The organism is Rhodococcus sp. 1R11 (assembly GCF_004563845.1).
Lineage (GTDB): Bacteria > Actinomycetota > Actinomycetes > Mycobacteriales > Mycobacteriaceae > Rhodococcoides.
This window is the reverse complement of record NZ_SPNG01000005.1, coordinates 338,939-360,274: the sequence shown is the minus strand read 5'-3', so window position 1 is coordinate 360,274 and position 21,336 is coordinate 338,939. Positions and strand designations below refer to the sequence as shown.

18 protein-coding genes are annotated in these 21,336 nt (G+C 65.0%); 4 read left to right on the top strand and 14 right to left on the bottom strand.

From position 1 onward, the window contains the following. Positions 1 to 23 precede the first annotated feature (23 nt). Positions 24 to 899 (top strand): bifunctional methylenetetrahydrofolate dehydrogenase/methenyltetrahydrofolate cyclohydrolase, encoded by an 876-nt coding sequence (locus E4P29_RS11720; RefSeq protein WP_135044777.1) that lies wholly within the window; start codon positions 24 to 26, stop codon positions 897 to 899. Here E4P29_RS11720 and E4P29_RS11715 read toward each other — a convergent pair. The 6 genes from E4P29_RS11715 to E4P29_RS11690 all read right to left on the bottom strand — a co-directional run bounded on the left by E4P29_RS11715 (position 869) and on the right by E4P29_RS11690 (position 6,701). Then, a complete protein-coding gene (locus E4P29_RS11715; protein ID WP_209205377.1) occupies positions 869 to 1,672 on the bottom strand; it encodes an IclR family transcriptional regulator in 804 nt (267 codons plus the stop codon). The two genes, E4P29_RS11720 and E4P29_RS11715, sit on opposite strands and share 31 nt — an antisense overlap. A 69-nt stretch (positions 1,673 to 1,741) precedes the next feature. Further along, positions 1,742 to 2,434, bottom strand: coding sequence for a GntR family transcriptional regulator (locus E4P29_RS11710; protein WP_209205376.1), 693 nt, complete (start codon positions 2,432 to 2,434; stop codon positions 1,742 to 1,744). A 42-nt stretch (positions 2,435 to 2,476) separates the two neighbouring features. Then, on the bottom strand, positions 2,477 to 3,628 hold the full coding sequence (locus tag E4P29_RS11705) for an aromatic ring-hydroxylating dioxygenase subunit alpha (RefSeq protein WP_209205375.1): 1,152 nt from the start codon (positions 3,626 to 3,628) through the stop codon (positions 2,477 to 2,479). Between the two features lie 95 nt (positions 3,629 to 3,723). Beyond that, positions 3,724 to 4,887 carry an FAD-dependent oxidoreductase gene (locus tag E4P29_RS11700; protein ID WP_209205374.1) on the bottom strand — a complete coding sequence of 388 codons (1,164 nt, stop codon included), beginning with the start codon at positions 4,885 to 4,887 and terminating at the stop codon, positions 3,724 to 3,726. Continuing rightward, positions 4,884 to 5,246 (bottom strand): bifunctional 3-phenylpropionate/cinnamic acid dioxygenase ferredoxin subunit, encoded by a 363-nt coding sequence (locus E4P29_RS11695; RefSeq protein ID WP_135044773.1) that lies wholly within the window; start codon positions 5,244 to 5,246, stop codon positions 4,884 to 4,886. The genes E4P29_RS11700 and E4P29_RS11695 overlap by 4 nt, the downstream gene beginning before the upstream one ends. 369 nt (positions 5,247 to 5,615) lie before the next feature. Continuing rightward, a complete protein-coding gene (locus E4P29_RS11690; protein ID WP_135044771.1) occupies positions 5,616 to 6,701 on the bottom strand; it encodes an S-(hydroxymethyl)mycothiol dehydrogenase in 1,086 nt (361 codons plus the stop codon). Positions 6,702 to 7,196: 495 nt separating this feature from the next. On the opposite strand from E4P29_RS11690, the gene E4P29_RS11685 reads away from it, so the two are divergent. The 3 genes from E4P29_RS11685 (at position 7,197) to purU (ending at position 12,224) form a co-directional block, all read left to right on the top strand. Continuing rightward, complete coding sequence (locus E4P29_RS11685) at positions 7,197 to 8,708, top strand: BCCT family transporter (RefSeq protein ID WP_135044965.1); 1,512 nt, start codon at positions 7,197 to 7,199, stop codon at positions 8,706 to 8,708. A 176-nt stretch (positions 8,709 to 8,884) separates the two neighbouring features. Beyond that, positions 8,885 to 11,350, top strand: a complete 2,466-nt coding sequence (locus E4P29_RS11680; RefSeq protein WP_135044769.1) for an FAD-dependent oxidoreductase — start codon at positions 8,885 to 8,887, stop codon at positions 11,348 to 11,350. Between the two features lie 25 nt (positions 11,351 to 11,375). Next, positions 11,376 to 12,224, top strand: coding sequence for a formyltetrahydrofolate deformylase (purU, locus tag E4P29_RS11675; protein ID WP_135044767.1), 849 nt, complete (start codon positions 11,376 to 11,378; stop codon positions 12,222 to 12,224). Positions 12,225 to 12,320: 96 nt separating this feature from the next. On the opposite strand, the gene E4P29_RS11670 is transcribed toward purU, so the two are convergent. The 8 genes from E4P29_RS11670 to glyA form a co-directional block, all read right to left on the bottom strand. Beyond that, positions 12,321 to 13,703 carry an L-serine ammonia-lyase gene (locus E4P29_RS11670; RefSeq protein WP_135044765.1) on the bottom strand — a complete coding sequence of 461 codons (1,383 nt, stop codon included), beginning with the start codon at positions 13,701 to 13,703 and terminating at the stop codon, positions 12,321 to 12,323. Then, entirely contained in the window at positions 13,700 to 14,110 is a 411-nt protein-coding gene (locus E4P29_RS11665; protein WP_135044763.1) for a glycine cleavage system protein H, read from the bottom strand. Before E4P29_RS11665 ends, E4P29_RS11670 begins: the two co-directional genes overlap by 4 nt. Further along, positions 14,107 to 14,973 carry a dihydropteroate synthase gene (gene folP / locus E4P29_RS11660; RefSeq protein WP_135044963.1) on the bottom strand — a complete coding sequence of 289 codons (867 nt, stop codon included), beginning with the start codon at positions 14,971 to 14,973 and terminating at the stop codon, positions 14,107 to 14,109. The genes E4P29_RS11665 and folP overlap by 4 nt, the downstream gene beginning before the upstream one ends. Before the next feature lie 90 nt (positions 14,974 to 15,063). Continuing rightward, positions 15,064 to 15,639 carry a sarcosine oxidase subunit gamma family protein gene (locus tag E4P29_RS11655; RefSeq protein ID WP_135044761.1) on the bottom strand — a complete coding sequence of 192 codons (576 nt, stop codon included), beginning with the start codon at positions 15,637 to 15,639 and terminating at the stop codon, positions 15,064 to 15,066. Next, the gene (locus tag E4P29_RS11650; protein WP_135044759.1) at positions 15,632 to 18,475 is read right to left on the bottom strand and encodes a 2Fe-2S iron-sulfur cluster-binding protein; all 2,844 of its coding nucleotides are present in this window, start codon (positions 18,473 to 18,475) and stop codon (positions 15,632 to 15,634) included. Before E4P29_RS11650 ends, E4P29_RS11655 begins: the two co-directional genes overlap by 8 nt. Next, positions 18,472 to 18,750, bottom strand: coding sequence for a sarcosine oxidase subunit delta (locus tag E4P29_RS11645; RefSeq protein WP_032377699.1), 279 nt, complete (start codon positions 18,748 to 18,750; stop codon positions 18,472 to 18,474). Before E4P29_RS11645 ends, E4P29_RS11650 begins: the two co-directional genes overlap by 4 nt. A gap of 51 nt (positions 18,751 to 18,801) precedes the next feature. Next, positions 18,802 to 20,040: a sarcosine oxidase subunit beta family protein gene (locus E4P29_RS11640; protein WP_032367894.1), complete on the bottom strand. Its 1,239-nt coding sequence runs from the start codon at positions 20,038 to 20,040 to the stop codon at positions 18,802 to 18,804. After that, on the bottom strand, positions 20,037 to 21,317 hold the full coding sequence (gene glyA, locus E4P29_RS11635) for a serine hydroxymethyltransferase (protein WP_135044961.1): 1,281 nt from the start codon (positions 21,315 to 21,317) through the stop codon (positions 20,037 to 20,039). Before glyA ends, E4P29_RS11640 begins: the two co-directional genes overlap by 4 nt. Positions 21,318 to 21,336: the final 19 nt, after the last annotated feature.

Genomic DNA, 21,336 nt, shown 5'->3' with positions numbered 1-21,336 from the left:
CGAAGGCCCGAGGAGTCGAACGTATGACGACAGCGCTCGAGATCGACGGGACGGCGGTCAGCGCGATCGTCAAGGACGATCTGCGACATCGCGTCGAACGGCTTGCCCAGCGGGGGATTCGGCCCGGTCTCGGCACGATTCTGGTGGGCGAGGATCCGGGTAGCCGTTCCTACGTCGCAGCGAAACATCGCGACTGCGCCGAGGTCGGACTGCATTCGATCCAGGTGCGGTTGCCTGCGTCCGCGAGTCAGCAGGAGATCGAAGATGCCGTGCACGCGCTCAACGACGATCCCGAGTGCACCGGTTTCATCGTTCAGTTGCCGCTGCCCTCGCACATCGACACCCATCGGGTGATCGAGCTGATCGATCCGCGCAAGGATGCCGACGGGCTGCACCCGACCAATTTGGGTCGGCTCGTCCTCGGCATGGACGGGCCGCTGCCCTGCACCCCACGCGGGATATTGGAACTGCTTCGCCACCACGATGTTCCGATCACCGGTGCTCGCTTCTGCATCATCGGATGTGGAATCACGGTGGGTCGTCCGCTCGGCTTGATGCTGACGCGTCGCAGCGAACACGCCACTGTGACCATGTGTCACGAGGCGACGGTGGACATCGCCGCGCACACTCGGGCCGCCGACGTGGTCATCGCCGCAGCGGGCGTTGCGCATCTGGTGCGACCGGACTGGATCAGTGCCGGAGCCACGGTGTTGTCGGTGGGAATCACCCGAACCGTCGAGGGAATTCTGGGCGACGTGCACCCCGGCGTCGAGCACATTGCGGGGCGGCTCAGTGGGGCGACGGGCGGGGTCGGGCCGATGACAAGGGCGATGCTGCTGACGAATGTCGTGGAGTGCGCGGAGGCCGCTCAGGCCGAGGGGATGAAGGACTCGCGGTAGCCCATCTTCTCGCTGATCTCCGCGGCGGCGGCCAGGACGTCGGGGACGATGGCCCGCATTCTCGTTTCGTCGAAGCGGTAGACCGGCCCCGAGATGCTCAGTGCGGCGGTCGTCTTGCCGGTGTAGTCGAGAATCGGGGCAGCAATAGCGTTGAGTCCGGTCTCGAACTCTTCGACGACGACGGCGTATCCGAGGGATACCGCAGCATCGAGTTCGGCAGTGAGACCGGCTTTGGTGGTGAGTGTGTGCTCGGTGAATCGGTGCAGGTCGAGTCCGTCCACGACGTCCTGACGCGTATCCAGGTCGAGGGCAGCCAGCAACACCTTGCCGCTCGCGGTGGCGTGCAGCGGCGTCTGCTCCCCGATCCAGTTGTGGGTTCCCACCGAACTCGGCCCGCGGGCCTGGTCCAGGTGGACCGCTGTATTGGACCGCAGCACAGCGATATTGACCGTTTCGCCGAGCTTGCCGGCGAGGCGTTCACAGACCGCGTGGCCGTATTCGGTGATCTCCAGACGCTCGGGCACGGCGGCGGCGAGCCGAAGTACTCCGAGGCTGAGCCGGTACTTGCCGCGATTGTGCGTCTGCATCACCATGTCGTGTTCTTCGAGCGACGCCAGCAGCCGCGACACCGTGGACTTGTGCACACCGATCTCGGTTGCGATGGCGCTCACGCCGGCCTCTCCGAGCCGTGCCACGACCTCGAGCACCCGAAATGCGCGGTCGACGGACTGGACGCCACCCTCGGGGGCACGTGTCGAATCGTCGCTGGCCACCCCCGCGACTATACGTAACAGGCACTTGGCCGTGGTGTTGCCCCTCGGGGCCTGGCCGGAGCCGTTGAACTAGATGACGGCGCGCACCGCGTCGTCGAACTCGGTCACGTGTGCTCGGGCGATGGCCGCGGCCTTCTCGGCGTCCCCGGCTGCAATGGCGCGCAGCAGCTCGGTGTGCGTTCCCACGTGGTCGGCCAGCGGGGGGAGCCGATCCATGAACAACCAGAAGATTCGCGTCGCGAGATTGTTGTAGCGGATCAACGCGTCTTCGAGAACCGGGTTCGCCGCCAACCGGTAGACGGTGCGATGCACTTCGGCGTCCCAGTTGATCAGGTCGTGTTGGCTCGGTGGCGTCGCCTCGAACTTTTCGGTCCGGTCGGCCATGCCCAACAGAACTTGGCGTTGGGTTGCGGTGGCCGCGGTAGCAGCCTTGGCTGCGGCCAAGGGCTCGAGCCGCTGGCGGATTTCCGAGATGTCGCCCAGATCGGCGACGTCGATGGCCGTGGCGAAAGTCCCGCGGCGGGCGTGCGAGATGACGAGGCGCTCGTATTCGAGCCGTTTGAGAGCTTCCCGTACCGGCGTGCGCCCCACGCCGAGCTCGGCGGACAACGCCGATTCGACGACGGCCTCACCCGGCTTGATCGTCAGCATGATCAGTTTGTCGCGGATAGCCGAGTAGGCGACGTCCGCCATTGTCGCTCCCGGCTCGGCCGGCACCCCCGACGATCCGGGGGTGCCCGGCGACGCGACCTCGACACTCATGGTTACCGATCCTATCGGCACCGAGCGCGGGGCAGCGTGCGATCAGCCCTCGATGCGGTTCTTCAGCCAATCGTGGAAGATGCCGATGTGGTGTTCGCTGCCCACCAGCACTCCGCCGTCGCGGTACTTCCGTGAGCTCATGGCGGGCTGGCAGCGTTCGCACGCCTCGAAGTCCTGCAGATTGACGCGGTGGAACAACTCCACCGATTTCTGCAGATCCCGTCCCGATGCGACGACACCGGGCAGGTACAGCCAATCGCATTCCACCAGAGTGCGATCGGCGGCGAGTGGATACATCCGATGGATGATCACGTGATCCGGGACGAGGTTGACGAACACCTGTGGCCGGACGGTGATGGCGTAGTAGCGCCGGTCCTGTTCGGGTGCGATTCCGGGAATGGAGTCGTGTCCCTCGGAACCGTCGAGCGTGAATCCCCGGACGGATTCCCCGAATTCGGCTCCGTGGCCCACGTAGTACTGGGCGGCGTAGCCGTCGGCGAATTCGGGTAGCACCTCGGTCAGCTCGGGGTGGATGGTGGCGCAGTGGTAGCACTCCATGAAGTTCTCGATGATGAGCTTCCAGTTGGCCTTGACGTCGTAGCTCACGCGTCGGCCGAGTCCGAGGTCTTCGATCTTGTAGCGGTCGATCGACTCGACGTCACCGAGTCGATCGCGGATGTCCTGCACCACAGTGGTGTCGAAGGACGCTGGATTGTCGCTCAGATTGACCCAGACGTATCCGAGCCATTCCTCGACCGATACCGACGACAGGCCGTAGCGAACCCGGTCGATGTCGGGCATCTTGGTGAGATTCGGTGCGGCAATGAGCTTTCCGTCGAGGTCGTACGTCCAGGCGTGGTACGGACATTGGAACGATCGCTTGACTTCGCCCTTGTCCTCCATGCAGATTCGCGCACCGCGGTGCGCGCAGACGTTGAGGTAGGCCTTGATGGCCCCGGTTCGGGTGCGCGTGACGATAACGCTCTCGCGGCCGATCTGCACGGTACGGAAGGCACCGGGCTTGTCCAGATCCGCGGCACGCACCGCGCAGATCCACAGCTCCTCGAAGATCTTCTCCTGCTCGAGCTCGAAGATGGCCGGATCGGTGTAGTAGCGACCGGGGAGGGTGGAGATCAGACTCTCGGGCAGGGGAAGGGAGGGTGCGGGCGGCGTGGTGTCGGGAATGGTGGTCACTTCGGTCCTCCGTACGTGGCCGATCTTGTGGATCGGTGACGAGACGTCAACTGGGATAGTGGAATACGACGAGCGGAACAACAGTCTGGGTGTGGTCAGACCGCGCGAGCGGGCGCCGAGAGCTGACGGCGCCAGCGGGTGAACAAACGAACCTGATTGACGCCGAGTACGCCGACCGGAAGTCCGTCGGATCGGTAGACGGCGAGGAAGCTCCCGAGTTCGGGCGACCCCTCTTCGATGGTGCATTCACTGTCCGGTCCGGCGGTGCCGGCGAACTGAATACGTGACCCGTACTGGTCGGACCAGAAATACGGAGGTTTGACGTGTTGGCCGCCGTAACTGCCCGAGAGCAGGGTGGCCACCGCGACGGTGGGTCGTTCGGACGCCCCGGCCCAATGCTCGACGCGTCGGTGGACACCGGTCGAATCGAGCCATGCGGCGCAGTCGCCGACTGCGACCACTCCGGGTACAGCAGTCGCGCCGCCGCCGTCGCACAGGATTCCGTTACCCAATGCGAGTCCGCTGGTGCTGAGCCAGTCGATGTTCGGAATGCCGCCGATGCCCACGACCACGACGTCGGCGTCGAGAACTCGGCCGTCCGCGAGGCGAACGCCTGTCAGTCTGTCGGTGCCGGTCAGGCCGTCGACGGCAATTCCGCAGATCAACGTGGTGCCGTTGTCGCGGTGCAGATTTCCCACCGCGCTACCCAATCGTGCGCCGAGTGGCCCGGCGAGCGGTGACGGGGCGGCTTCGACGACGGTGACGTCCAGGCCCAGTTTTCTTGCGGTGGAGGCTACTTCGGCTCCGATGAAGCCTGCGCCGATGACGACGAGACGTGCGCCGGGCGTGAGATCTGCACGCAGCCGGTCGGCGTCGTCGATCGTGCGCAATACGTGCACACCGGCGAGGTGATCGGTACCGGGAAGCGATCGCGCGCGTGAGCCGGTGGTGAGGACGACGCCGTCGGAGGTCAGTTCGCCGCCGTCGTCCAGGGTGACGGTTCGACGCGATGGATCGAGGGCGGTGGCGGTGCGACCCAGAATCCAGGTGGCGTCGAGATTTTCGTCGTCGGGCTCGAGCGCGAGAGTGCTCGCGTCCACGTCGCCGGCGAGGTATTCCTTCGACAGGGGAGGACGGTCGTAGGGGCGGTGGCTCTCGGCGCCGACGATGGTGACCGAGCCATCGAACCCGGCCGCCCGCAGTGCACGCGCAGAGCACAGGCCTGCCAGGGATGCACCGACGATGGTGACGGTCTTCATGAATGTCCTTCGGCGGCCAACCGGCTCCGAACGTCGGGCGGGAGATTGGGAGCCGCGGTGCTCAGCTCGACGTAGATGATGCCGTCCTCGACGACGACGGTATGCGTGCGGACCGGCAACTTGGCGGGCGGAGCGTCGACAGCTCCGGTCCGCAGGTCGAAGGTGGATGCGTGCAGCGGACATTCGACCGCGCACCCTTCCAGCCAGCCGTCCGCGAGCGACGCGTCCTGATGCGTACAGGTGTCATCGATCGCGAACAGCTCACCGTCCTCGGTGTGGAACACCGCCACCGGAGGGGTGGTGTCGACGCGCAGAGCTTCGCCGCCGGGGAGGTCGGCCAAGGGACACACCTCGAGCATTCGGATCCTTTCTGTATCGCTATGCGGAACACGTCTTACTTCCCGCAACAACAGTGTGAACATCGCCACAAGAGTGTGTCAATAGATGACGGCACTTTTCATACACGCGAAACACGGCGTAACCGGAAGCGGACAAACCACGCGTTGTACCAGCTGAGCACGTATTTAGCGCGCGCAATGACTTGTGTACTCGATGCCACTTCCGCTCGACTCGATGATGGCCCCGACGCCGGAATGCGTCGAGGGCACCGTGGAGTGAAACGCTACCGACGCGTAGAAACGCGATTTTGATATATCAGAGCAGGCGAGCCGCAGCGTACGGGCTCGGGGTTTCGACGCGGACGACCTTCTGGATCCGGAACTGCCCGCTCACAGGACCACCACCGAACGCAGGACCTTGCCCTCGTGCATCGCGGTGAACGCCGCCTCGATGTCGTCCAGACCGATGCGTTCGGTGACGAACTTCTCCAGCGGCAACCGACCCTGCTCGTACAGATCGACCAACATCGGAAAATCACGTTCCGGCAGACAATCGCCGTACCACGACGACTTCAACGACCCACCCCGGGAAAAGAAATCGATCAACGGCATCTCCACCGTCATCTCCGGCGTCGGGACCCCCACCAACACGACGGTCCCGGCCAGATCACGGGCGTAGAAGGCTTGCTTCCAGGTCTCCGGGCGACCGACAGCGTCGATGACCACATCCGCCCCGAACCCACCGGTCAACTCCTGCACCGCCTCGACAGCGTCGACCTGGGAGGCATCGACAGTGTGAGTGGCACCGAGATCGAGAGCCCAGTCGAGCTTTCCCTGGTCCCGATCGACGGCGATGATCGTCGACGCCCCCGCCAACCGGGCCCCGGCGATCGCGGCATCACCGACACCGCCGCACCCGATCACCGCCACCGAATCACCCCGGGAGACGTTGCCGGTGTTCATCGCCGCACCGAGCCCGGCCATCACCCCGCACCCGAGCAACCCGACGACCGCCGGATCGGACTCCGGGTCGACCTTGGTGCATTGGCCCTCGTGGACGAGGGTCTTGTCGGCGAACGCACCGATCCCCAACGCCGGAGAGAGCTCGGTGCCGTCGTCGAGCGTCATCTTCTTCGACGCATTGTGGGTGTCGAAGCAGTACCAGGGCTTGCCTTTCTTGCAGGCTCGGCATTCCCCGCACACCGCGCGCCAGTTCAGCACCACGAAGTCGCCGACCTCGACATGGGTGACGGCATCGCCGATGGTGTCGACGGTGCCTGCGGCTTCGTGGCCGAGCAGGAACGGGAACTCGTCGTTGATACCGCCCTCGCGGTAATGCAGATCGGTATGACACACCCCGCACGCGGCGATGGTGACCACGACATCGTTCGGGCCGGGATCGGGAATGGTGATCGACTCGATCGAGACGGGCTCGCCCTTGCTCTTGGCGACGACGGCGCGGACCTGCTGCGGCATGGTTGATACTCCTCAGGTTCGGATGAAGCGGCATTCGGCACCGCTGCGTGTCTTGGAATCGAGTTAATATATCAGTTACCGGACAGTATCGAATGTTAAATGCGAGTATCGAATTCGCCTCGAATTTCGCGCTGCAGCGTGAAAGTGCACTGGTGAAGGCTTATATGTAGTGAGCTATTTCCGCAGTGAGTGCATCGAAGCGCATTGCCATCTCTTGACATAGCCCTCGGGTCGGCTCAGTCTTGTTCGGGTTCGAGTAAATCGTAGTTGCGCACAGAGCAACGCGTCGCGCACCTTCGAAGACCATTCACGCTGCGTGCACGGGCGACATACCTATTCGGCGAGAGCCGGAGGGAGAACGATGTGACAACGAACAGCAAACCCCGGGGCGACGAAACACGGGTCGCGTCACCCGACAAACATGCCCCTCATCAGTACGGCCCGCTCGAGGTCTATCACCACGGAGAGGAGGGCAAGCCGCGCACCGACAAGGTGGTGTTCGGTATCACCGCCGCCATCGTGATCGCAATCCTGGCGTGGGGCATCCTCGGCACCGAGAACATGAAGTCCGTCAACGCGTCCGTACTGGACTGGGTGGTGACGAACGTCGGGTGGTTGTTCATCTTCTCGGCCACCGGATTCGTGATCTTCGCGCTGTGGCTCGCGCTCAGTCGATACGGAAAGATTCCGCTCGGCAAGGACGGCGAGAAGCCCGAATTCAACACCGTCAGCTGGATCGCGATGATGTTCAGCGCCGGCATGGGAATCGGCTTGATCTTCTGGGGAGTGGCCGAGCCACTCACCCACTTCGTCACCCCGCCTCCCGGAATCACCGATTCGACTGTGGGAACTGCACTTTCGACGGCCATCTTCCACTGGGGATTGCATCCGTGGTCGATGTACGCGGTGGTCGGACTGTCCATCGCCTACGGCACCTACCGGATGGACCGCAAGCAGCTCATCAGCTCCTCGTTCATTCCGCTGATCGGACGCCACGCCGAGGGCCCCATCGGCAAGGTCATCGACATCCTGGCGATCTTCGCCACGATGTTCGGCACCGCGGCATCGCTCGGACTCGGTGCACTCCAGATCGGTTCGGGTATCGAAGTTCTCGGCTGGGTCAACCAAGCAGGGACTCTTCTGCTCGTGGCCGTCGTCGCCATCCTGACGCTCGCGTTCGTGGCCTCGGCAGTATCGGGCATCTCCAAGGGAATTCAGTGGCTTTCCAACATCAATATGGTGCTGGCCCTGCTGCTCGCGGTGTTCGTGTTCGTCCTCGGACCCACGGTGTTGATCCTGAACCTGTTGCCCACCACCCTCGGTGACTACGCCGCGCACATCGCCGGCATGTCGGCGCGGTCGGCTGCATCCGGTGGTCCCGAGACCGAGTCCTGGCTCTCGTCCTGGACGATCTTCTACTGGGCCTGGTGGATTTCGTGGACCCCCTTCGTCGGTATGTTCCTCGCTCGCATCAGTCGTGGCCGCACTATTCGCCAGTTCGTCATCGGCGTCATTCTCATCCCGACGTCGGTGAGTTTGGTCTGGTTCTCGATATTCGGTGGAGCCGCGATCGGCGAACAACAGAAGGGAACAGAAGATCTGGTGGCCCTCGGCAAGCCGGAATCGCAGCTGTTCGCGGTTCTCGATCACTTCCCGTTGGCAGGAATCTCCTCGGTGCTGGTGATGGTGTTGGTCGGCATCTTCTTCGTCAGTGGTGCCGACGCCGCCTCGATCGTGATGGGCACCCTCTCGCAACGAGGCACTCTGGATCCGTCCCGTGGCGTCGTCGCCTTCTGGGGTGTGGTCACCGGCGGCATCGCGATCCTGATGCTGTGGACGGGAGGATCGGACGCCCTCAACGGGTTGCAGACGATGACCATCATCGTGGCGGCACCGTTCGTGCTGGTGATGATCGGTACGTGTGTCTCGCTGTACAAGGACGTCACGAGCGACCCGTTCATCGTCAAGGGCCCGAAGGCTCCCCCGAAAGTCAAGTCCGACAAATGAAGTGAACGATGGTGCGGGACGCGTGATCATGCGTCCCGCACCATCGGTATTTCGGGGGTTGACCTCGACCACCCCTGCCCATACTCTTGATATATCAATCTATGGTTAGTTGTCGTGCAGGCCGTCGATTATCTCGGCCGGGCTCCATCTCTCCACCCCGATACGGAAGGACCACCATGGGTTCACCGAGAGTTGTCATCATCGGCGCCGGCATCGTCGGTACCAACGTGGCCGACGAGCTCACCGCGCGCGGCTGGGATCGCATCACCGTCCTCGATCAAGGGCCGCTGCCTCTCACCGGTGGATCCACCTCGCACGCACCGGGACTGGTGTTCCAGACCAACGCATCCAAGACGATGACCGAACTCGCCCGGTACACGGTCGAAAAATTCATGGGCCTCGAGGTGGACGGGCAGTGGTGCTTCAATCAGCTCGGTGGCCTCGAAGTGGCGACCACCGAGGAACGACTCGCCGACCTGCACCGCAAGCAGGGCTGGGCCACGTCCTGGGGAATCGAAGGATCGGTCATCGACCCGTCCGAATGCGCCAAACTGCACCCGCTGCTGGATCGTGCGCGTGTTCTCGGCGGTCTGTACGTCGAGACCGACGGACTCGCCAAGGCGTCCCGCGCCGTCGTGGCACTGACCCGACGCGCAGAATCGCGCGGAGCCGTGTTCCGCGGTTCCACCAAGGTCATCGGCATCGAACAGACGGGTGGCCGAGTCACCGGTGTGGCAACCGACAACGGCGTCATCGAAGCCGACATCGTGGTGTCCTGCGCCGGCTTCTGGGGCCCCGATGTGGGCGAACTGGTCGGCATGAAGGTGCCGCTGCTGCCGCTGGCGCACCAGTACGCCAAGACCGACCAGATCCCGGAACTGGTGGGACGCAACACCGAAGCGGCCGAGGCGGGCATGCCCATCCTTCGCCACCAGGATCAGGACCTGTACTTCCGCGAGCACGTCGACCGTCTCGGCATCGGCAGCTACGCCCACCGCCCGATGCCCGTCGACACCAAGACCCTGCCCGGCGGAGACGGCGTATCCGACGAGGCCATGCCGTCCATGCTCGACTTCACGCAGGAAGATTTCGCCCCGTCGTGGGAGCAGTCAAAACTGCTGTTGCCGTGCCTCGAGACCGCCAAGATCGACCACGGCTTCAACGGAGTCTTCTCGTTCACGCCGGACGGCGGACCGCTGCTCGGTGAGTCCCCGGACGTCAAGGGCTTCTGGATCGCCGAGGCCGTATGGGTCACGCATTCGGCCGGAGTCGGCAGGGCCATCGCACAGCTTCTGGTCGACGGTCGTTCCGAGGTGGAACTGCACGGATGCGACGTCAACCGCTTCGAGGACTTCCAGCTCGACCCCTCGTACGTCAGCGAAACCTCGCAGCAGAACTTCGTCGAGATCTACGACGTGCTGCATCCCTCGCAGCCGCGGTTGTCCCCGCGTGATGTTCGGGTCAGCCCCTTCAACGCGCGGCAGCACCAACTCGGTGCAGTGTTCCTCGAAGGTGGCGGGTGGGAACGCCCGCACTGGTACGAGTCCAATGCCGATCTGGTGCAACAGCTTCCCGCCGAATGGCAGCCGCCCGAGCGCGACGAGTGGGCATCGATGTTCCATTCGCCCATCGCCGCGGCCGAGGCGTGGAAGACCCGTACGTCCGTCGCCATGTACGACATGACCCCGCTCAAGCGGCTGCGCGTGCGCGGCCCCGGTGCGCTGGCCCTGCTCGAAGGATTGACGTCCGGCAAGATGGACAAGACCGTCGGAGCCGTGACGTACACGTTGGCTCTCGACGAGAAGGGCGGCGTACGAAGCGATCTCACCGTCGCTCGGTTGTCGGCCGACGAATTCCAGGTCGGTGCCAACGGCAATCTCGACTTCGACTACCTGCGCCGCGAGGCGCCGAGAGACGGCAGCGTCACCGTCGACGACATCACCGGATCCACGTGCTGCATCGGTCTGTGGGGTCCGCACGCCCGCGAGGTCGTCGAGAAGCTGACCCAGGACGACTTTTCCAACGAGAACTTCAAGTACTTCCGCTGCAAGCAGGTTCGGATCGGGGGAGTACCCGTCACTGCGATGCGGCTGTCGTACGTGGGTGAGCTCGGTTGGGAGCTGTACACCACTGCCGACTACGGTCAGCGGCTGTGGGACATGTTGTGGCAGGCCGGTTCCGAGTTCGGCATCATCGCAGGCGGGCGCGCTGCGTTCAACAGCCTGCGCATGGAGAAGGGCTACCGGTCGTGGGGTTCGGACATGACCACCGAACACAACCCCTACGAGGCAGGTCTGGGCTTCGCGGTGCGCCCGCAGAAGGGTGAATTCCGCGGCCGCGACGCCGTCCTGGAAATGTCGGACGACACCGTCTCGAAGAAGTTGGTCTGCCTGAAGATCGACGACGGCACGTCGGTGGTACTCGGTCACGAGCCCGTCCTGGTGGACGGCGAACCCGCCGGTTACGTCACCAGTGCCTCGTTCGGGCACACCGTCGGCGCGCCCATCGCGTACGCCTGGGTGCCGGCCAGTAGCGCAGAACCCGGTGCAGCAGTACAGATTCGATACTTCGACCGGCTCGTGTCCGCCACCGTCGTGGCCGAGCCCCTCGTCGACCCCGAGATGGCCAAGATCCGCAGCTGACGACCCACCAGTACCAGGAGATTCGATGACCGAGAACTTCACCCTCACGCTCAGCTGCGGCCAGCGGCCGGGCATCGTCCGGGCCGTCAGTGCGTTCCTCTTCGACAACGACTGCGACATCGCCGAACATCAACAGTTCGACGACTCGACGGACGGCTCGTTCTTCCTTCGCACGTCGTTCGTGGCCAGCCGCACCACCGATATCGAGAAGCTCACCGAGAGTTTCCGCGAAGTGGCCGAGCGATTCTCGATGATGTACACCTTCAACGGGTGCAGTCAGCCGCGCGTGCTCGTCGTGGTCTCCAAGATGGGGCACTGCCTCAACGACCTCATCTTCCGTTGGCGTTCACAGAATCTCGGTGGGGAACTGGTGGCCGTGGTGAGCAACCACGAGGTGCTGCGGCCGATGGCCGAAGCTGCCGGGCTGCCGTTCGTCCACGTTCCCGTCACCCCGGGTACCAAGGCCGAGGCCGAGCAGCGTCTGCTGGACCTCGTTGCCGAGTACGAGGTGGACCTGGTGGTGCTGGCTCGCTACATGCAGGTGCTCTCCGACGAGACGTGCCGAGCGTTGCATGGCAAGGCCATCAACATTCACCACTCCTTCCTGCCCGGCTTCAAGGGCGCGAAGCCCTACCACCAGGCCTTCGATCGAGGCGTCAAGCAGGTCGGTGCGACGGCGCACTACGTCACCCCCGATCTCGACGAGGGCCCGATCATCGAGCAGCAGGTCATTCGCATCGACCACACCCACGACCCGTCTCGTCTGGCCACCGTCGGGCAGGACGCCGAGGCACTCGCACTGTCACGCGCGGTCCGCTGGCACTGCGAGAATCGCGTTCTGCTGCACGGACACCGGACGGTCATCTTCAGCTGAGCCGACACACACGAGGGGCCCGTACCGATCCGGTACGGGCCCCTCGTCATGTGAGGTTCTGTCCCGCTAGCACTCCACGCTCTAAGATTCCACGCTCTAACATTCCACGAAGTTGACCGGCACGTTGATCGCGAGGCCGCCGCTGGAGGTCTCCTTGTACTTCGAGTGCATGTCGGCACCGGTGGAGCGCATTGTCTCGATCACCTGGTCCAGGCTGACGCGATGAGTGCCGTTACCGCGCAATGCCATTCGAGCTGCGTTGATCGCCTTGCCGGCCGAGATAGCGTTGCGTTCGATACACGGAATCTGCACCAGCCCGCCGATGGGGTCGCACGTGAGGCCGAGGCTGTGTTCCATCGCGATCTCGGCCGCGTTCTCCACCTGTTCGGGTGTGCCGCCCAGTATCTCCGCCAGACCGGCGGCGGCCATCGACGCTGCCGAACCCACCTCGCCCTGGCAGCCCACTTCGGCACCGGAGATCGACGCCATCTCCTTGTAGAGGGATCCGATCGCGCCGGCGGTGAGCAGAAAGCGCACTGTGCTGCCGTCGGGATCGGCGACCCCTGCAGCGGTGTAGCGGGTGGCGTAGTGCAGCACGGCCGGGATGATGCCGGCCGCGCCGTTGGTGGGTGCTGTGACGATGCGCCCGCCCGACGCGTTCTCCTCGTTGACCGCGAGCGCGACGAGATTGACCCAGTCCTCGGCGAATTCGCTCGAGCGGTGCGGATCCTCGGCGTCGAGTCGGAGAAACCATTCCCTGGCTCGGCGTCGCACTCCCAGCGCGCCCGGGAGATAGCCGTCGCGGGAGATGCCGCGAACCTCGCATTCGACCATGACGTCCCGGATGTGCAGCAGCCCATCGCGTATCTCGTCGAGCGTGCGGCGTTCGAGCTCGACCTCGGTCATGACTTCGCTGATACTGCAGCGTCGCCGTTCGCAGAGTTGGAGCAGTTCCTTGGCCGACGCGAATCCGTTCGCGGAGGCGACCGGCGCGACGGCCTCGACGCTTTCGGCCTCGGTCACCACGAATCCGCCACCGACCGAGAAGTAGGTCTCGGTGTGGAGTTCGGTCGAATCCGACGCGCGGGCAGTCAGTTTCATTCCGTTGGGGTGGAACGGCAAGACCGTCAACGGGCGCAGCACGATGTCGTCCACCGCGAGGTCGATCTCGCGGGTACCGCCGAACAGAATGCGCCCGGTGGCCGCCATCGATGCTTGCCGCTGTTCCATGACCTCGGTAGAAATGGTGTCGGGCAGTAGTCCTTCCAAGCCGAGCAGCACTGCGGTCATGGTGCCGTGTCCCGCTCCGGTTGCGGCCAGCGAGCCGTACAGGTCCACTGCCACCCCACGAACGTCTTCGAGGGCAGACATGGTGCGCAGATCGTCGACGAACCGAGCAGCCGCACGCATCGGACCGACGGTATGCGAACTCGAGGGGCCGACTCCGACGGAGAAGAGGTCGAACACACTGATGGTCATGACGTCGTCCTCACTGTGCCGGTCGGCTCGCGCATGGTGAGGTCGTCGAACGTCGAGGCAGCGGGAGTCAGGACGGCGAAGAGCCAGCCGGCACCGAGTGGATCGGCAGCGATGAGCGACGGATTCTCGCGCACAGCAGGATTGACGATCGTGACCATACCGCTGGCGGGGGCGTACACCGTGACCGAGCCGGCGGAGGTGTGGATGGTGCCGCACGCGTCACCGGCGGTGAGCGCGGTACGAACTGCAGGCAGGTCGACGCCGACAATGTCGGCCGCGTCGCCCAGAGCTTCCGGTGTCACGCCCACGCGGCTCGGAGTCTGTGCGGGTGAACCGAACGGATCGACGGCCATCCAACCGTGCTCGGCGCTGAAGAGCCGGCGGGCGGAGGAGAGGGATGCGGTCATGAGGTGGCCTCGGCATTCGTCGTGGATTGACCTGGGGGTGAGTGCAGTACGTCGAGCGACCGCACTGCCCGCATCACGGCCAGTGCGTCGATGGTGGCGGCGACGTCGTGGACCCGCAGGAGTGACGCCCCGTTCTGGGCCGCGATGATCGCGGCGGCAAGTGATCCGGCGAGTCGTCCGTCGACCTCTCGGCCGGTGATGGCACCGATCATTCCCTTCCGCGACACGCCCGCCATGATCGGTCGACCGGCCGCGGTGAGCGCCCGAAGGCCCTGCAGCAGTTGCAGATTGTGCTCGAGAGTCTTCCCGAATCCGAATCCGGGATCGACCAGGATGCGGTTCGCCGGGATTCCGGCCCGGATGCATTCGGTGGCCCGGTCGTCGAGGAACTCGCGCACCTCTGCCGTGACATCGCCGTAGCGAGGGCAGTGCTGCATCGTTGCCGGCTCGCCCTGCATATGCGTCAAGCACACAGCGGCGTCCAGTTCGGCCGCGGCAGAGAGTGCGCCCGGAAGGCGAAGAGCGCGAACATCGTTGATGACACTCGCCCCGGCGCGAACCGCCTCCCGCATCACCTCGGGCCGTGAGGTGTCGACCGACAGTGGTGTCGAGGTGCGTCTGGACAGGGTGTCGATCACCGGTACGACTCGGGCGATCTCCTCGTCGACGGTGGGTGGGGTTGCCCCGGGCCGGGTCGATTCGCCGCCGATGTCGAGCAACTCCGCTCCCTCGTCGACCATCGACAGTGCATGCGCCACAGCACGATCCGAGTCCAGGTAGCGGCCGCCATCGGAGAACGAATCCGGGGTGACGTTGACGATCCCGCAGACTACCGGATGCGAGGTCGTCAGCCGGGTCAGCAACCGGTCGCGGGCATCGGCTGCCCGGGTTGCCGTGGAGACGGTCGTGAGCACTGCGGTCACCCTTTCTCTCGCGCGAATCCAACGGGACAATCAGACGTCGGTGTATTCCTCGGCCGCGTCGGTCAACCAGGCCGCGAGATAGCGTGCGAACGACGAGCGCACCAGGATGGAAAAGTCCGTCCCGGTTTCGTCACAGGCAATCAGGATCATGCCTGCCATCGCCAGCATCGTCTGTACCGTCGACCCGGCCGGAAATACGGTGGGATGCAGATCGATCGAGCATCCCTTCGCCAATACCTCGCGGGCTCGAGAACCACTCAACCGCAGACTGGTTCGCTGTGCGGACACATCGGTGGCAGCACCGCGATGCTCACGAACGGCCGAGCCGAGGCGGTGTTCGAGTTCGACCGGATCGAGTCCCGCCCCGATCACCAGCCACTCCTCGGGACCGAGCCAGATCACGGTGTTGTTGGTGCCCTCGGCGACGCGGCCGGGCCCGGGGAGCTCGGTGCCGAGTTCGGCCGAGGCGGCGGCACCGCCAGGTCCGTTCGGATCGACCCACAGGTCGATCCCGGCGAGGAAGGGCTCCTCCACGATGCGGATAGCAGGCGAGTCCGGCAGAACAGTCTCTGCGAGTCGGCTTCTGGTGGCGAGTCGGTCAGCCATCACGACGGTTACCTTCCGGGTCGACGAGTACGGAGCCGGTGACTTCCACGGCGATCAGGGTGTCGCCCACCGGGACGTGCAGGATGTCGCCGAGTCGGTCACGTCCGGCTTCGAGCAGGGCCAGCCCGAACGGCCGGCCCAATTCTGCGCTGGCGTAACTCGATGTGACGTGGCCGAGCATCGGCACCGGAAGTTCGGGGAGGACGCCGCTCTCGGAGTGCTCGATGATCTGCGAACCCTCAGGCAGGACGGTCTCCCGATCGACGGGCAGCAGCCCGACGAACTGCTTGCGCAACGGGTTCCGGTTCTCGGCACGGTCGAACGAGCGCTTTCCGATGAAGTCGAGCTTCTTCTTCGATACCGCCCAGCTCATGCCGAGGTCCTGTGGCGTGACGGTGCCGTCGGTGTCCTGGCCGACGATCGGGTAGCCCTTTTCGGCCCTGAGCACGTGCATGGTCTCGGTGCCGTACGGGGTGATGCCGTACTTCTCACCCGCATCGATCAGCCGCGACCACAGTGCGTGGGCGTGCCAGGAATCGATGTTCACCTCGTAGGCGAGTTCACCGGAGAAACTGATGCGCGCCACGCGTACCGGCACACCGTCGACCGAGGCATCTCGCCAGGCCATGAACGGGAACGCCTCGTTGGACACGTCGAGCTCGGGGAAGATTTCGCCGACGAGGTCGCGAGAGCGCGGTCCGACGACGGGGAACGTGGCCCACTGCTCGGTCACCGACGTCAGCCGAACCGCGAGGTGCGGCCACTCGGTCTGCAGCCATTCCTCCATCCAGTCGAGCATTCCTGCTGCGCCACCGGTGGTGGTGAACACCTGAAATCGGTCGTCCGCCAACCGCATCACGGTGCCGTCGTCGATCACCATGCCGTCGGTACCGCACATCACGCCGTACCGCACCATGCCGACCTTCAGGTTGCTCATCATGTTCGTGTAGAACATGTCCAGCACCACACCGGCGTCGGGGCCCTGGACGTCGATCTTGCCCAGGGTCGAACCGTCGAGCATGCCCACACCCGAACGTACGGCCGCGCACTCGCGCAGCACGGCGTCGTGCATCTCCTCGCCGGGCAGTGGATAGTAGCGGGGCCGCTTCCACTGTCCGACGTCCTCGAAGATCGCACCGCGCTCGACGTGCCAATCATGCACTGCAGTAACCCGTTCCGGGTCGAACGCCATACCGCGATTGCGTCCGGCCAATGCCGCGAACGCCACCGGCGTGTACGGCGGGCGGAAGGTCGTGGTGCCCAGGTTTTCCACCGGCTTGTCGAGCAGTTCAGCCACGATGCCCGAGGACACCACACCGGAGGTCTTGCCCTGATCGTGCGCTGTGCCGATCGTGGTGTAGCGCTTGATGTGTTCCATCGAGGACATGCCTGCACCGACAGCGCGGACCAGATCGGCGACGGTCGCGTCGCGTTGTACGTCGACGAACTGGCTGTCGGCTCCGTAGTCGTCGCGCACCCGCCACAGCACCAGCGACTCGGTGCTGGGTACGGAATCGACTGCTGGTAGGGGACTTTCGGAGACAGAGAGGCCCAAACGGGTGAGTGCAGCTGCCGCGGCAGAACCGCCGTCCCGTAGGCATCCGGCCAGATCGAAGACCCCCGATGCCGATCCGGCGACACTGATGCCCTCGACGTCGTCCGCAGGCACGAATGCGCCGAGTTCGCCGTCGTAGCGCAGCTTTCCGCGGGCCTGGCTGAACAGGTGGACGGCGGGGTTCCAACCACCGCTGACGAGTAGTACGTCGCACGCCACGGTATCGGTGGCACCGTCCGCACCGGTCACCAATGCATGTGTGACGCGGGTGTCGCCGCGGGTGCCGGATACGACGCTGCCGGTGCACACCTCGATTCCGCGCTCGCGGCACAGGCCTCGCCAGTGCTCCGGTGCCGCGGAGCGGGCATCGACGATGCGCGCGATGCGGACCCCGGCGTCGTGCAGATCGACGGCGGCCTTGTAGGCGCTGTCGTTGGTGGTGAAGACCACGGCCTCGGTGCCCACTGTGACGCCGTAGCGATGCAGGAACGTACGTGCGCTGTGCGCCAGCATCATTCCGGGACGGTCGTTGTCGGTGAAGACGACCGGGCGTTCGTGCGCACCGGTGGCCACCAGGATGTGACGCGAGCGAATACGCCAGACTCGCTGACGGCTCAGCGCTGCAGGAGCTTCCAAGCCCAGGTGATCGGTGCGGCGCTCGAGGGCGAGCACGAAGCCGTCGTCGTAGGAACCGAACGCGGTGGTGCGGCGCAGCAAGGTCACGTCCGGGAAGGTCGACAACTCGGCCACCGCGTCGGCAACCCAGTCCAGGGCCGGCCGCCCGTCGATGACGTCGTCGGAGCCGAGCAGGGAACCGCCGAACTCGCTCTGATCGTCGACGACGACCACGCGAGCGCCACTGCGGGCGGCGACCAGAGCGGCCGTCAGACCGGCCGGGCCTGCGCCGACGACCAACAGGTCGGCGTGGGCGTGCATGGCGTCGTACTTGGCGGAGTCGGAGATCTCGGCGAGACGCCCCTGTCCGGGGATGCCGCGCGCGACCAGGCCGTCGTACAGCTCGATCGTCGTGGCGAGCAGCATCGGCTCGGGAAACGGCTCCTCGATCTGTACGAGTCCGCCGGTGTCCTCGGCCCATGCTGCGGTGAATCCACGGGGCCTGCCGAGCTTGATGCTGGTGGTGACCTGATGAATGCCGTTGGCGAGCAACGCAGACGCCAGCGTGTCACCGGGATGTCCCTGCAGAGCCGAGCCACCGAACGTGAAGTCGAAGGTGCTCGTGCGGTCGATGCGGCCGCCGGATGCGGTGCGGAATGCGGTCATGGGTTCACCGGCTTCGGGTCGTCGAGGCGATAGACACTGTGGATTCGGTAGGTGGCGGTGTCTCGTACGGCGTTGAACCAACGTCTGCACCCTGCGCTGTGGCTCCACCGTTCCGCGAACAGCCCCTTGGGGTTGTCACGGAAGAACACGAAATGCGCCCACTGTTCGTCGGTGAGGGCCGAGGGCTCTTCGGGGTAGGCGATGTGCGCCTGGCCGCCGTAGTGGAACTCGGTCTCTTCTCGACTCCCGCACCACGGGCATTCGATCAATTGCATTGCCACTCCATGATTTCTCGTTCGGGTGCTGCGTGTGTCGGGGCGGAGAGACTAGTGCGCCACGCCTGCGGCACCGTGTTCGTCCACCAGCGCGCCGGTGACGAATCGGTCCAGACTGAACGGCGCGATGTACTCGTGCACCTCGTCGTTGGCGATGGTGTCGGCCAGGCACCAGCCGGCACCGGGGGTGGCCTTGAACCCGCCTGTACCCCAGCCGCAATTGAGGAACACGTTGTCGAACGGCGTGCGTCCGACGATGGGGGAGGCATCGGGGCAGACGTCCACGATGCCGGCCCAGGTGCGCAATAGGTGCGCGCGAGCGAAGACGGGGAACAACTCCACCGCGGCTGCCATCTGCCGTTCGATGATGTGGAACGCCCCGCGCTGGCCGTAGCCGTTGTAGGAGTCGACGCCCGCACCCATCACCAGTTCGCCCTTGTGGGCCTGAGAGACGTACACGTGCACGGCATTCGACATGACGACCGTGGGATGCACGGGCTCGAGCAACTCCGAGACGAGCGCCTGCAGCGGATGGCTCTGCAGTGGAGTCTTGATGCCGAGCATGTCCGTCAGCGTCGAGGTGTGCCCGGCTGCGCACAGCGCCACCTGGCCGGTGGCGATGTCACCGCGCGTGGTCTTCACCCCGGTGACGCGGTTGCCGTCGGTGGTGAAGCCGGTGACCTCACAGTTCTGGATGATGTCGATGCCGGCCGCGTCGGCGCGTCGGGCAAATCCCCAGGCGACGTAGTCGTGCTTGGCGATGCCGGCGCGCGGCTGGTACGTCGCACCGAGCACCGGGTAGCGAATGTCGCTGGAGATATTGACGATTGGGCACAGCTTCTTGACCTCGTCGGGGTCGACCCACTGAGCGTCGATGCCGTTGAGTCGGTTGGCCTCGACGCGTCGCACGCTGTCGCGCACGTCCTGCAGGCTGTGCGCGAGGTTGAGGACGCCGCGCTGGCTGAACAGGATGGGGTAGTCGAGGTCGTCGGCCAGTCCCTCCCACAGCTTCAGGGAATGCTCGTAGATGCGGGCGCTCTCGTCCCACAGGTAGTTCGAGCGGATGAGGGTGGTGTTGCGCGCCATGTTTCCGCCGGCGAGCCACCCCTTCTCCAGCACAGCAACATTGGTGATGCCGTGGTTCTTGGCAAGGTAGTGCGCGGTGGCCAGGCCGTGTCCGCCGCCGCCGATGATCACGACGTCGTAGGACTTCTTCGGCTCGGGGTTGCGCCACAGGAAGTCCGGGTGGTCGGGCAGATGTGCGCCCGGTGGGGTTGCGGGGGCGGTCATCGGTAGCCTTCCGTCAGGTCGGAGTAGAGGGGGAACTGCGCGGCAACGGATTCGACCCGGGTGCGCAGCGCATCGAGGCCGCGGTCGTCGGTGTCGGGACGCAATGCGTGGGCGATGACGTCGGAGACCTCGGCGAACGCCGTGGCGTCCAGGCCGCGGGTCGCGAGGGCCGGGGTGCCGATACGGACTCCGGAACTCACCATGGGCGGCCGTGGATCGAACGGAACTGCGTTGCGGTTCACAGTGATTCCGACGTGGTGCAGTCTGTCTTCGGCCTGCTTGCCGTCCAGTTCGGACGTGCGCAGGTCCACGAGAACGAGATGGACGTCGGTGCCGCCCGAGACCACGTCGATGCCTGCGGCCGCTGCGTCGTCGGTCAGCAGTCGATCGGCAAGGATCTTCGCGCCTTCGAGGGTGCGCTGCTGACGTTCCCGAAAGTCCTCTTCGGCAGCAAGTTTGAAGGCCACTGCCTTCGCCGCGATGACGTGCTCCAGCGGGCCACCCTGCTGACCGGGAAAGACCGAGGAGTTGAACTTCTTCGCCAGCGCGGCGTCGTTGGTGATGATGACGCCGCCGCGCGGTCCGCCGAGCGTCTTGTGTGTGGTGGAGGTGACCACGTGTGCGTGCGGTACCGGTGACGGGTGCAGTCCGGCGGCGACCAGGCCGGCGAAGTGCGCCATGTCCACCATCAGGTAGGCACCGACTTCGTCTGCGATGCGGCGGAATTCGGCGAAGTCGAGGTGGCGAGGGTAGGCGGACCAACCGGCCATGATCAGCTTGGGACGGTGCTCGTGGGCGAGGCGCTCCACCTCTGCCATGTCGACGCGGTGGTCGTGCTCACCGACGTGGTAGGCCGAGACGTCGTAGAGCTTGCCGGAGAAGTTCAGCTTCATGCCGTGCGTGAGGTGTCCGCCGTGGGCGAGGGCGAGTCCGAGAATGGAATCGCCCGGCTGCAGCAGTGCCGCCATGGCAGCGGCATTGGCCTGCGCACCGGAGTGCGGCTGCACGTTGGCGAACGACGATCCGAACAAGGCGTTGAGTCGGTCGATCGCGAGTTGCTCGATGACGTCGACGTTGTCGCATCCGCCGTAGTAGCGCCGGCCTGGGTAACCCTCGGCGTACTTGTTCGTCAGTACCGAACCCTGCGCCTGCATCACGGCCAGCGGAGCGAAGTTCTCGCTCGCGATCATTTCCAGGGTGTTCTGCTGACGGCCGAGCTCGGCACTGATCGCGCGGTGCACCTCGGGGTCGAGGTCGGCGAGCACGCGGTTCGTCACGCCTCTTGGGTGCGGTGCC